The organism is Enterocloster bolteae (assembly GCF_002234575.2).
Classification (GTDB): Bacteria; Bacillota; Clostridia; order Lachnospirales; family Lachnospiraceae; genus Enterocloster; species Enterocloster bolteae.
In genome coordinates this window covers 2,926,555-2,938,866 of sequence record NZ_CP022464.2, presented here as the reverse complement: position 1 = coordinate 2,938,866, position 12,312 = coordinate 2,926,555, and the positions used below count along the sequence as shown (strand labels likewise).

Sequence of the window (12,312 nt, the reverse complement as noted above, 5' to 3'; positions counted from 1 at the left end):
AGATAATATTTGAGTTTCCAACGGAGTGGCGATGCCACTCCTGTTTTTCATTGGATGCTTTAGCTTAATAAAACCCCTAGTTCTACTAGGGATAAATAAAATACTTTAGTATATTTTTTTGAATGATAATTACTATGGATTTACGAATTATCAACTAAAGGATATACAATATTTAATTAACATACTGTATTCTCAATTATAGTACCTGTTTACAGGTTGCAGTGCAAACAAATACGATGATATTTTTTCGATGCCCCTTTTAGGGGTTGGCACGTAATATCCCTTCTAGGGGTTGCTCAAACCACTAGTTTACTAGTGGTTTTGATTGGATATACTTATGGTTATAAAAGATGTCTGACAGATATAAAATATCCTGTTATGTATGCATATAAGAAATATCCGTTACCCATTTTCTGTGTCGGCAAATTTCTGGCAACAACCCATATTTCTTCATAATTTGCTGGAATGTTTTCGGAAATCATAATATCTACAGCAAGATATCTCGAAGAAACGATACATCATTGATAATGTATAGCACACTTTGTGTCTATATATAAACTCATATTGCACTTGTACTCTCACATCCATTCTTCTAATCGCAGAAAATTCCGTAAAAGTTCATTTTTCATCTTCAGGCACTCAATTTCTTACTGATATTCTCTGATACTAGCTGGTTCTGTCTGTTTTTAGGACGTCCTCTGTATTTTAGCAGAAGCCCAGCAATAAGACGAGTCTATTCCCGATTATAGTAATTGATTCAGTTTTCAATTTGTCGAATCTCTAATTAAAAGTATTTTACAAGCTTACGGATTGGTTTTTCCTACTTTACACATAGCAATCAGCTTTGGTTCAATTATTTGATATGCGTGTATTTACTTTTTGCTATAATAAAACCTGCTCATATAATCAAGTGTTTTTTGTTGAAACCACAGGCTCCTTATGTGATTCTATTATTTTAAATAAGGGGGCTTTTTGTCATTGTCCGTTTTTATTGGTTCAGTTCACTTTTTATGCTCAGATACAATAGGAAAAATTATTTTAAATTTTGCTTGACTTTTAAATATTACTATTGTAATATTTAAAACGTGCTTCACACAATAGACTTATTGCTATATTTTCTCAACTAAAATTTTATATTGACAAATACATATAGAATTCATTTTATTTATAAAGAGAGGTGACAAAACATTTTCAAAATCTTAATACAAATATGTTGAGAAAAGATAAACTATGTTGGATTATAGTTCGTAAGCACAACTAAAATGAATGGTTTACTAAATTTAACCTAAATAAAGAATTATATATTGTGACAAATACAACTCTCATATCCTTTAAAATGGAAATACTACTATTTTATTATGGATTTGCAATGAAAAACTTGAAAGGTGGAGATAATATATTACAAATGCATAAGTTAGCTATATGAAATGATATAAATGCTTCAAAAATTCAAAATTCTATGTATAATCTATATTTTAGGAGGATAAAGTTATGAAACACAACAAAATTATCATAAGTATTTTAACGATCTTTATCATATTATTATCTGTTGGATGTAGTAATAAACAAGAAAACATTCCTGATAGCAATGAAAATGTTAATGCAGATTATGATTCTCTATTTCAAGAACTGGAAGAAAAATATGATGCTACATTAGGAATTTATGCACTTGATACAGAAACTAATAAAGAAATTTCTTATAATGCAGATGAGAGATTTGCATACTGTTCAACATATAAAGCTTTAGCTGCCGGTGCCATTTTAGAAAAATACTCTATTGAAGAACTTGATAATGTAATATATTTTGAAGAAGAAGATGTTTTATCTTATGCACCAGTTGCAAAAGATAAAGTAGATACTGGAATGACTATTAGAGAAATATGTGATGCTGCAGTTAGACAAAGCGATAATACTGCTGGAAATCTACAATTTACTCTTCTTGATGGACCTAATGGTTTTAAACAATCATTAAGTAAAATTGGTGATACTGTAAGTGAGCCTTCTAGAATAGAAACTGAATTGAATGATGCTGTACCTGGCGATATAAGAGATACTAGTACTCCTAAACAATTGGCTTTCAATTTGAAAGAATATGTAACTGGAGATATATTGTCAGATGATAAAAAAGAGATTTTTATAGATTGGATGTCAAATAATGCAACTGGTGATGAATTAATTCGTGCTGGTGTACCAAGTGATTGGATTGTGGCAGATAAAAGTGGTGCTGGTTCTTATGGAACACGAAATGATATCGCTATTGTAACACCCCCAAATAAAAAACCTATATTTGTAGCTGTACTTTCAAAAAAAGCAGAACAAGATGCAGAATATGACAATAAACTGATAGCAGATGCCACAAAAATCATCTTTGATTTAATATCATAAAAATTGATTCACTCAAAAATAAATTAATATACCAAAATACGATTACAAAAGTTTTATCTTAGAAACTCTCAAAAAGAACCATAGATAAGATTATTTTCAGATAATCATGGATGCAATACTTAGAAGATTTCACCCATATGCTATATATACCATCTAGCTGATGGCATGTCAATAACAAGTGGCTTTCTCACCTGTTTAACTTGTCAAAAACCCCTGAATTTTATCCAAAATTCAGGGGTTTTTTGACAGTCTGATACCACCATTATGGTGGTCAGGGGATCGACAAAACTTAAAATTTCATTCATACAATACAAGCCCTTTCGGCAGGAACAAAAATCAATTTTGCCAATATGGTTTTATCATAATTCTAATTTTCTTCTTTTTCTGACTGCATCTCCGTAATACCTAAACCAAAGTATTTTTCAAAAAATGCTTTCAGTTTCTCAATAACACCTTGCTTTTTCTTGGCTCTGCCACTACCGCCAAAACGGGATACCGGAGGCATGAGCTTGTTAATTTCGGTTCCAGTCGTTTTCAATACTCCATCGCGGAACGCATTGGACACAAATTTTCTGGTTTCTTCTGGTTTGAGCTTTTCTGCCATAATAATTTTAGCAAGGTCATTTTCTTCCTGAGTAAGCACAAATCTGCGCCAGTCAGTTGTAACTTGTGTGTCTACATTGACACGATTGATAAAGGCTTCAATCAATTCTTTCTTGCTGCGAAGCTGCATACTGGCATCTACTGCCTTACGGATCGAAGTGAGAATTTCCTTATCCTCACAGTTGCCCTCATGATATTGCTCGACCAACATCAATATGTAGTCGATATTTGGATCTATATTAAATAAGTGGACACGATTTATAAACAGATGTACCATAATACTAGACACCAAAAGGAGGTATCTTTATGGCTAAAAAAATTATTATGATGAGGATTTCAAACGAACTCTTGTTGATCTCTATCATAATGGCAAAACGCAAGCTTCTCTAATCAAAGAGTATGGTGTTTCTCAAACTGCTCTTTCCAGATGGATCAAGCAATACTCCACTGTTGAAACATCTAATGGTGAAATTCTGACCGCTAAACAGATTCAGGAACTTCAGAAAAGAAATGCTCAGCTTGAAGAAGAAAACCTCATCCTAAAAAAAGCGATTGCCATCTTCACGCTACACTCAAACAAAGATTAAGCACAGTTTATAAGCTTCGATTACAGCACAATATCAAAACCCTCTGCCGTGTTCTCAACGTAAACCGCAGTACTTATTACAAACATTTTTATTCTCTGCCTTCTTCCAGAACCATTGAGAATCAGAACATCAAACAAATGATTCTACACATTTACGCTGACTACGATAAACGCATCGGTGCTTATAAAATTACATATATCTTAGGTCGTGACTATGGCATTTTCATCAGCGTCGGTCGAGTGTACCGCCTGATGCATTCCATGCAGCTTCCGCCTATATCCACAATAAAACCAAAATCCATTTCTCGCCCAAAAGAGTTGTCCGGCTGTTATGCTAATCACCTGCATCAAGCCTTTCATCAAAAAGCTCCCAACTTGGTCTGGACAAGTGATTTTACATATCTCAAAGCCGGAGGTAAGTGGTATTACCTTTGTATCATTATGGATCTTTTTCTAGAAAAATTATCTCTTGGAATATATCATCCAGACCCAATGCAGATCTGGTAATCCAGACCTTTCAGAAAGCATATCATACCAGAAATTGTCCTGCTGGACTGATGTTTCACTCTGATAGAGGATCACAGTACATAACCTTTGCATTTCGAAAACTGCTTGATGAACTGAATGTTGTCCAGTCCTTCTCGAAAAAGGCATATCCTTTTGATAACGCCTGCTGCGAAAGTTTCTTCAAATATCTCAAAAAAGAAGAAACCAATAGGCGTAATTTTCGCACCTATCGTGACCTATACCACTCTGTCTTCCAGTATATCAAAGACTTCTATAACTCTCGCAGACCACATGGTTCTTTAGGCTATCTGATACCAGACGAAATGGAAACAACATTCTGGGAACGACAAGGAATCTAGGCATTCCCAGAAAATATATTTAAAAATCGCGTCTTTTTCATTGACTATAGTTCAAAACCCTATATATATCTATCAAATGTTTCATTCTCCTTTTCAATAAGATTTTTTTCTGTATACTATGTAACTGTTAAAGTGAACAGTTCACATTCTCGGCTCACATTGAGCCATACCATAGCTCACGCCGAAGACAGACCTCCCCCTTTGGCGTTTTTCATCGTTTTTTGAGGGGGGGATTTTTTTGTTCTTTTTCAAATTCATTCAATAAAATAGAGATTGCTGCTTTTTCCGCCATTGTCACGAAACCGATTTTCTTTTTTGATGTATGCACTTCTTTCCAATTCTTGAATGGAACGCTTCACTGATGCCAAAGAAAGATGCAGATCTTTCGCTATGGTTTTCATGGAGGGATAGCAGCTTTTTGTTTCTTTACTGGCACGTTCACAAAGATATAAATAAACAGATACGGCTTTACTGGAAAGCTCTGTATCCTGATAGACCTTCATTTTGTCAATCATAACTTTTTTCCACCCCTTTCATGGTTTTCGATATGTTGCATAACGGCTTATCTTGTTCCTGCATTGGGCGTTTGACGGGCTGTTGGAGAGGATTTTGGGGCAGACCGTATTTTTTTGCAATGGCTTCCTCAATGGTCTTTTTATTTGCGTAATGCACCTTTCTCACCACTGCTTGACGCATTGGATATGTTTCATTCAGTTCGATTCCCCACTCAAAAAACAGCTTCAGCTTCGTTTTCATAGGCTTTACGCCTGTTCTTGTGACGATGAACGTATCTTTTGGCATGATTTTAAGCTCATCTGGCGTCATCAGTGGTCTGCCTGTCATTTGAAGTGACTTGGATTTATCTCTGCCTTGTGAGATACTTCCTGTCATAACTGTCCTATCCCCCAGCGTTTTGGACAGTACATTGGCTGCTTCGGAGTTTGGTGCAAAGCCGCCATATATGCAGACCTGACAGTTATCAATGATGATGTCCGCACCTTCTTTGCCATAGTTCTTTTCTAGCTGTGCCAATGATTGTATGATAGGCACAAAGCTGATTCGTCTGGAACGGCTGGCAGAAAACATCATTTCCGCAGATTGTATAGCTGGCAATGTACCGAACTCATCCAGGAAGAACATAACTCTGTTTGGCAGCTTGCCACCCATTTCATCAGCAATGGAAAGCATTTCTCTGTATAACTGCTGTACGATCAAAGAAATGAGGAAATATTTGCTGTCATCTTCCTCCGGCATAATCAAAAACACTGCTGACTTGTTCCTACAAAACTTTTCCGTATTGATTTTCGTTTCAAAGCAGAGCAGCTGTTCAATTTCAGAATCAAGAAAAGCATTCAGTCTGGACAATGCCGTTGACAGCACAGACGCCATTGCCTGGTCTGAAGTATTCAGGGCGGCACCAGACAGCCATCTTGCTTTATGTTCTTCTGGAAGACGTTCCATCAACAGCTTGAACTGACTTTTGCCTTTCACTTCCGATGGTCCCAATAAATCTTGAATCAATTTGAACACACTGATGATATGCCTTTCTTCGCCTTTTTCTTCTTTCTGTTCCTCTGGCTGAAACAAAATCTCTGCTTCAACATCTTTTTGAAGAATGGCTGTCTGTGCTTTTGGCAAAAAATCTATATCTTTGTCAATGCAGGCTTTTCTCATCTGTGCTATTTCCTTTTTTCGCTGCTCCAAAGCTTTCTGTTTTCGTTTTGCCTGTTCCAACGCAAGAGCGTAAGGTGAGCAGAACTCCGCAATCACCAATATCACAGCAGTGATCAAGCCTTCTGCCGAATCATAGAAGAAAGCATTTTGTCCTGCGTTGGCAGAATCAAATCCACCGGAATTCATAACGGTTTTAGATATTATCTTTGCGTACTTCTCTGCTTTTGCCTTTGCCACAAGGGAATCTGTCTGCAAATATTCATCCATGTAATGGTTCACCATATGAAGCATATTGAAGCCATCGCTTTGGGTTGGATTTCTCAAATCCAGTACAGAAATATCATAGCCATAATATTTTTTTGCGATGGGAGCGTAGCTTCTCAGGAGGTCACCCTTTGTGTCAGTCGTGACAAAACTCATACCTGACGCACAGCAGTATTCCAGATTTGGATATAAAAACTTGGCTGTCTTGCCTACACCGGCAGCACCGATCATCAGTGCATGAACATCTCCTTTCTCCACGATTGCTGTGACTGTTTTCTTCTTTCCGAACTTCATCATATTGCATCCAATGATAATGCCTTGGGGCAGGTCGCAAGGAGGCTTTCGCCTCCAGACCTGTGGTTCATATCTCACTCTCTGAAATGCCGCGTCGATTTCTTTTGGTGTAGCAAAGCTGGCGGAGCCATGCTGTCCATCGCCTACGGTCTTACTTTTGATGTTCAAAGACTTCCTGTCGATCAATAACATACAGACAATAAAGGCACCGAAAATCAATAGCAGCGGCATCAACTTCCATAAGTTCTCCATTTCTTCAACCTCCCATCTCTAATTCCATCTGCTCTGTGGTATCAGGTTCTGTTTTTTGTTCTTCCTTGCTCTGCTCCACAAAACTGTTTTTTCTTTCCAGTTCCTGTGGATACTCCGTTTCCACATAGATGATAGCTCTCATTGCCATATCCGCCATGTTTTTTGCCCATACAAAAAGAGATGGCTGATCTTGAACCGCAAGGGTTTTCAAGTGTTCCATCTCTTCTTTCATTTCCTGTATGCGTCGATCCATTCTCGATTTATCCAAATATGGTTTATATGCCTTTTCCAATTTCTGTATGGTGGTTTGGTACATAGTCAGCTCTGGCAAGTTCTCATCTCGTTTCATTTCACACATCAAGCAGACGGACAAATCTGCCATACGCAAAATGCTGGCAAGGAGTGGTTTTGTGTCAGCTTCTCCTTTCTTTACCAATTTTTCTGCTTGTTTGAAATCTCTTTTGATCTGTTCCAGATAAAAATAAATTCCTGATTTTTCGTATTCCTGTTTACGCCATTTCATATATGGGCTTTCTGTGTTGGCATTCATGATACCAAGTTTTCTGACCGCAACATGGTATGCTGCTTTCTTCGGATGTGACTGTGGAAGGATAGCTTCCACACCATGTTCTGACTTCAGCTGCTCGTTCCAGTCTTTATAGAGAGGGTATTCCCTTTTGATTTTTTCTCCATCATGCCCCTTTTCAATGAGGATATCGTTTAATTTATCACAAGCTTCTATGCCTGCCGCATCGTAATCCAGACAGAGAAAAATCTCATGGATATTTTTTTGTTCTTCCAAAAATTGTAGAAGAGGCTTTGGAGACAACCCATCCAATGCCAGAAAGCTGTCCGTCTTCCAGTCATAATTCTTCAATGTAATAAACGACATTAAATCAATGGCAGCTTCAAACACATAGAGCTTGCTGCTTTCCCCTCGCCAACAGAAACCATACCTGCAGTCAGAACCAGCAACAGTCATTCGGAAGCTTTTTGTCTGCTCCGCTGTGGATTTTTTGCAGGCTGACTTTGGTACTCCGTCTTTTTCTGTTCCCACAAAAACTACGTTGCCATGTTCCTTTTCTTGGTAAAGTATTTTCTGTTCCACAAAACTTTTCACCACATCTTTGGAGAGAAATCTTGTCTGTAAAAGATAGGCAAACAATCGTTTCATATTGTTGTCTTTCTCAGGAAGTATGAATTCAGATTTTTCAGAAGGGCAAGTAATTCGTTCTTGATTTTCCTGTACAACTGCCTTTTCAGTCTGCCTTACGTTTTTTTCATTCTCTTTGTTTCTCTTCCTGCCAAGCCCTGGTTCTTCTCCGTTCAAAAGTTCTTTCATAGCAGTGCGAAAATTCATGCCGTAAAACTCCTGCATAAATTTCAACGGATAGCCGCCTCGCATATTTTTATGATCGTACCAACGGTTCCTTCTGACAGAAATGCTGTCATGTTCTCCTGTGGAGTCTTTGTAGATCAGCACTGACTCACTTCCAGTTTTTCTGAGATGTTCTCCTTTTTGCTGAAGGAATTCCTCCAGATTTGTCTGGTTTGCCTTATCGATCTGTTCCTGGGTATAAAGTGCCATATGCTTCCTCCCTGTCTTTTGCCCTGTCCAGAGCATTTTCTACACTGCTGTAATCAAAGCTGTGTTCCTCATACGCTTCTTCCATTGCTTCCACTTCTTTTTCTTTCGGGAATGCAAATGGTGTTTCTCTCATTAGAAAAACCATTACATCCAAAACACCTTTTTCTGTTTTCAGGTTCCAGTTTGTCTTTTGATAGATTTCATTGGGATAAATTGCTTCCATGTTCTTTAAATCAGATTCTTCCAACTTCCAAATGACTGCTGGCACGATTTCTTCTCCCTGCTCTAGTGTAGGCATAGCGGTTTCATAAAACCTGTGGAATTCCAATGTACAGTCTTTTAGACCGCATTGCATAAACAGTTTTGCTGATGGACAAATCTCCTGTATCTTTTCTTCCTTCATATATCCGTCATAGGTCAATAAATAAATCATGTTTCAGCCCCCTCATACTTCCAATTCCAAATCACTAACTACTTGTTCCTCTACATGGTTATCCATCATTTCTTCTGATTGAGCCTGATTGCAGACTTCTTTTGATTCGATTTCCGTTGGTTCCATCATCTTCTGCCATGCGGAGTTGCCTTCCAGATTTTTTGTCAGCATTTTTCTTGCAAACTTATATTCTTCGCCTACCATGCCAGCTCGCACCAACCAAGTACGCATCATGAATTTATCATTTTGATTCTCGCTTTTCTTTTGGCTGACAGTACGGTTGTTTTCTGCAAAGCTGCTGACGATCTGCGCGAACTGAATATCACTGAGCAATTCTTTTTTATTGATTGTGCTTTTGAAATAAGGAAAGGAAATGATGCCGTTATCTTGATCAGTGTCTGCCACTTGTGAAAAGGGAATTTCTAACGCTTTTTGAAATAATTCCCCTTTGCTCTCATAAAGATTTTCCAGATTGATTTGGTACTTCTCCCAGTTCTCAATACAACTTACATCCAGAAGTAAATTTATTTTTGTAGAGTCATTGACGATAGCACCTCTTAGTTCCAACTGTTCCAAGGCTTTTTCCAGCATTGGAAATTCATTTTCATATAAAAATGGTGAGAGCAGTTTCACTTGGTACATATAGTTTGCTCCCACCACTTTTTCTCCGTTATATTTTTCTGCCTTGATGCTGTCAGAGGGAAGAATACGCCACAGCCTTTGATTTTGATCCGGAACGTTATATCCATTGTCCGACAGACAGAAAACGACTTTTGTATCAAACTGTTCCGCTAAAATCTCTGCCACAGCTTTCCTTGTAATCCCTGTCATATCCATCTCAACACCATATTTTTTCCATCTCATACGCTTCCCTCCTTACATTTTCTGTCCATGGGCTTCTTTCTTTTCCATGATCTTACGCATCAGCTTCTTATCTACATGAATCTGTTGTTTCTTTCTGTCATAATCCTCTTCAATCATATGGCTGATGTGTTTCATCAGAAGCAGGAACTGTTTTTGCGCCTGCATTTGATGATACTTTTTTGTTCGTTCTTGCCAGCTTTCTTGAGGATTTACTATTTCATGATTTCGTTCTTCTGGTTCTGCTGCTATGACTTCATTCATTTCCAACAGTATCAATGCAGATTTCAAAACCATGTTTTTGATATTGCGGAACTCTGGTTCTTCCGCAAGGGTTCTTCTGGCTCGCTCCTGATTCTGATATGTAGAAAGGATATCGTCTTTCAATCCCAGCCAGCTTTCATAGGCTTGTGAAATCTTTTTGTCCTTGCTGATTTCTTTGACGATCTCGTCTACCAGTATTTTATTTTCTTTCTCCAGCCTTCCATAAACCTTTTTGTGTTTTGCTGTTTTCAGTTTTTGAGATAACTCCCAAAGCAAAGCTTCCACTTTTGGATGATCTGTATATTCCATTGTCATTGCCTGTTTCAGTTTCCTGTTAAAGTAATTTTTCAGCTCGTCCCTGACTTCATCTTTCTGCTCATAGATGTAATACAGCTCATCATGGAATATCTCGTTGGCAAAGGAACTTTTTAGTTTCATAAGGTTTTTTGATCCAAGATAACCTTCTTTGGGCTTTTTAGAATAGCACATCAGATGGATATGAGGATGATGCCCCTCATTATGAAAAGCTCCATACCACACAAAATGCTCTACAGGGATTCCCATTGCCTTTGCAATCTCTGGTGCTTTGCCTCGTACCAGTTCTCGCCACATATTGCCATTATCATATCCAAGACGAACTGCATCCTCTCGTTTCAATGACAAAACAAATGTCCAGATGTTGCCGTTATGTTCCGCAGCTTCTTTTGCCACCTGATTCAGATCAATTTCTTTATCTGATCCATTCCACAGTGCGTGTCCCTGTTTTCCTCGTTCTGCTCTTGGTCTTTTGGCAAGGTAGCCAACATAGTTTTCCATGCTGTCTTCCCTTGCCAAACCTTCTTCGGCAATTTTATTGATCAGTTCCATAGCGTTTTCTCTTGTTGGATTTTGCAAGTAGTCTTCATACTCTTGTTCGCAGCTTTCTCTCAATTCTTTATTTGCTTTTAGTTCTTTTTCAATCCATCTCTTCTGGTGTTCAGTGGCTTCTCTTTGTGACTGATTCACCTCAAACTTTTCTGCGTTTGGTCTTGTCGCAACATACTTTACATAGTTTTTTACTTGTGATGGTTTTTTCATTTTCAAATATCTTAGCGATAAAATAAATCTTGGCATATCATCACCTACATTTCAAATTGCATCTCATTGTCTTGTTTCGATTCCAAACTATTTTTCAACTCGTCTTCTGTTTCAATATAGAAGTCATCTGAATAAAAATCTAAATACAATACACCGCACAGTGTTTCAATTCCTCTCTGAGCAAAGCCCTCACCCCAGCCGTCACTATACTGCCCGGCAAAATAATCTTTTAGTATTTCTATTTCCTTCTCATTAAGCGGCTTTTGTATATCGCAGACCATAACACCGTATGCCTTATTTCTTACAGTTTCAATTCTTGGATAGGCTGACTTTACTTTTTCTAACAATTCTTTGTAGTTTTCTCTGCTTCCATAATTAAAGTACTGCATCAGTCCCATGCCTTCATCTAATTCTTTTTTCAAATCTTTTTCAATCATTTGATTGATGTATTCCTCATAAACTGTAATGTCTTCTCCTGTCAAATAATCAAAATCCTTTTTTTCTAAGTCTTCAATGCAATACTCATCAAAATAAGCATCGTATTCCATATCTTTGTTGAAGTCATAATCTATAATGCCCTGCACAGGACTATAAAACTTGTATCTCACTCTTCATCACTCCTTTGATACCTCACAGCTTCTTCCATAGTGAGAATTCCGTTTATCTTTTTTACTTCATTGACGCAATGGATATGAAGTCTTCGCATGGTTGCCTCATCCATGTCATTGATAGCGGCAAGCATACTTTCCAGCTTTGCCATCTCCACTGCGATTTTGAAAAGCATCTTTGACAGTCTGTTTTCGGAAGTTTTCATAATGCCAGATACAGTTTCCATCATCACATCAGATAAAAAATCCATGTGTTTTTCCTGATAAAGATATCCGGAATAAAAATGAATTGCTTTTTCAATAAAGTCACTGCGATTTGTCAAACCTTCCATTACAACCGCAGCATCGCTTTTTTGAACTGCATCTTTGGAAAGCCATACGCTGTATCTTTGTTTTTTATATTCCTCGCTCATTTTATTCTTGTATGATGTTGTTAGAAGCAAACACAACATACTTCCTTTCTTTTTCTGTTTCGTGGTTTAATACATTCAGATACTGTGACTTTTGATGTTTTTTTGTAGCCTCGACTACTCGACAGGAGTGTATTGCCATCTCTT

The 12,312-nt window shown here is 37.6% G+C and carries 10 protein-coding genes and 1 pseudogene; 2 read left to right on the top strand and 9 right to left on the bottom strand.

Annotated features, from left to right (window positions below; all coding sequences use genetic code 11):
• The first annotated feature begins 1,491 nt into the window (after positions 1–1,491).
• Positions 1,492–2,385 carry a class A beta-lactamase gene (gene bla, locus CGC65_RS13670; protein ID WP_002567442.1) on the top strand — a complete coding sequence of 298 codons (894 nt, stop codon included), beginning with the start codon at positions 1,492–1,494 and terminating at the stop codon, positions 2,383–2,385.
• 367 nt (positions 2,386–2,752) lie between these two features.
• Here bla and CGC65_RS13665 read toward each other — a convergent pair whose 3' ends face one another.
• Positions 2,753–3,265, bottom strand: coding sequence for a type I restriction endonuclease subunit R, EcoR124 family (locus tag CGC65_RS13665; RefSeq protein WP_002567441.1), 513 nt, complete (start codon positions 3,263–3,265; stop codon positions 2,753–2,755).
• 46 nt (positions 3,266–3,311) lie between these two features.
• Between CGC65_RS13665 and CGC65_RS13660 the strand changes: the two are divergent.
• Positions 3,312–4,440: pseudogene (locus CGC65_RS13660) on the top strand (IS3 family transposase); the annotation flags it as partial.
• Positions 4,441–4,694: 254 nt separating this feature from the next.
• Here CGC65_RS13660 and CGC65_RS13655 read toward each other — a convergent pair.
• The 8 genes from CGC65_RS13655 to CGC65_RS13620 are packed head-to-tail and all read right to left on the bottom strand — an operon-like array spanning position 4,695 to position 12,198.
• On the bottom strand, positions 4,695–4,955 hold the full coding sequence (locus CGC65_RS13655) for a helix-turn-helix domain-containing protein (RefSeq protein WP_002567440.1): 261 nt from the start codon (positions 4,953–4,955) through the stop codon (positions 4,695–4,697).
• Positions 4,948–6,924 carry a type IV secretory system conjugative DNA transfer family protein gene (locus tag CGC65_RS13650; protein WP_002567439.1) on the bottom strand — a complete coding sequence of 659 codons (1,977 nt, stop codon included), beginning with the start codon at positions 6,922–6,924 and terminating at the stop codon, positions 4,948–4,950. The genes CGC65_RS13655 and CGC65_RS13650 overlap by 8 nt, the downstream gene beginning before the upstream one ends.
• Before the next feature lie 4 nt (positions 6,925–6,928).
• Positions 6,929–8,512 (bottom strand): DUF3991 and toprim domain-containing protein, encoded by a 1,584-nt coding sequence (locus tag CGC65_RS13645; RefSeq protein WP_002567438.1) that lies wholly within the window; start codon positions 8,510–8,512, stop codon positions 6,929–6,931.
• Entirely contained in the window at positions 8,481–8,945 is a 465-nt protein-coding gene (locus CGC65_RS13640) for a hypothetical protein (RefSeq protein ID WP_002567437.1), read from the bottom strand. The genes CGC65_RS13645 and CGC65_RS13640 overlap by 32 nt, the downstream gene beginning before the upstream one ends.
• Before the next feature lie 12 nt (positions 8,946–8,957).
• Positions 8,958–9,809: an amidoligase family protein gene (locus tag CGC65_RS13635; protein WP_002567436.1), complete on the bottom strand. Its 852-nt coding sequence runs from the start codon at positions 9,807–9,809 to the stop codon at positions 8,958–8,960.
• Positions 9,810–9,821: 12 nt separating this feature from the next.
• Positions 9,822–11,183, bottom strand: coding sequence for a MobP3 family relaxase (mobP3, locus tag CGC65_RS13630; RefSeq protein WP_002567435.1), 1,362 nt, complete (start codon positions 11,181–11,183; stop codon positions 9,822–9,824).
• An 8-nt stretch (positions 11,184–11,191) separates the two neighbouring features.
• Positions 11,192–11,755, bottom strand: coding sequence for a hypothetical protein (locus CGC65_RS13625; protein WP_002567434.1), 564 nt, complete (start codon positions 11,753–11,755; stop codon positions 11,192–11,194).
• On the bottom strand, positions 11,752–12,198 hold the full coding sequence (locus tag CGC65_RS13620) for a hypothetical protein (RefSeq protein ID WP_235622239.1): 447 nt from the start codon (positions 12,196–12,198) through the stop codon (positions 11,752–11,754). Before CGC65_RS13620 ends, CGC65_RS13625 begins: the two co-directional genes overlap by 4 nt.
• Between the last annotated feature and the right edge of the window lie 114 nt (positions 12,199–12,312).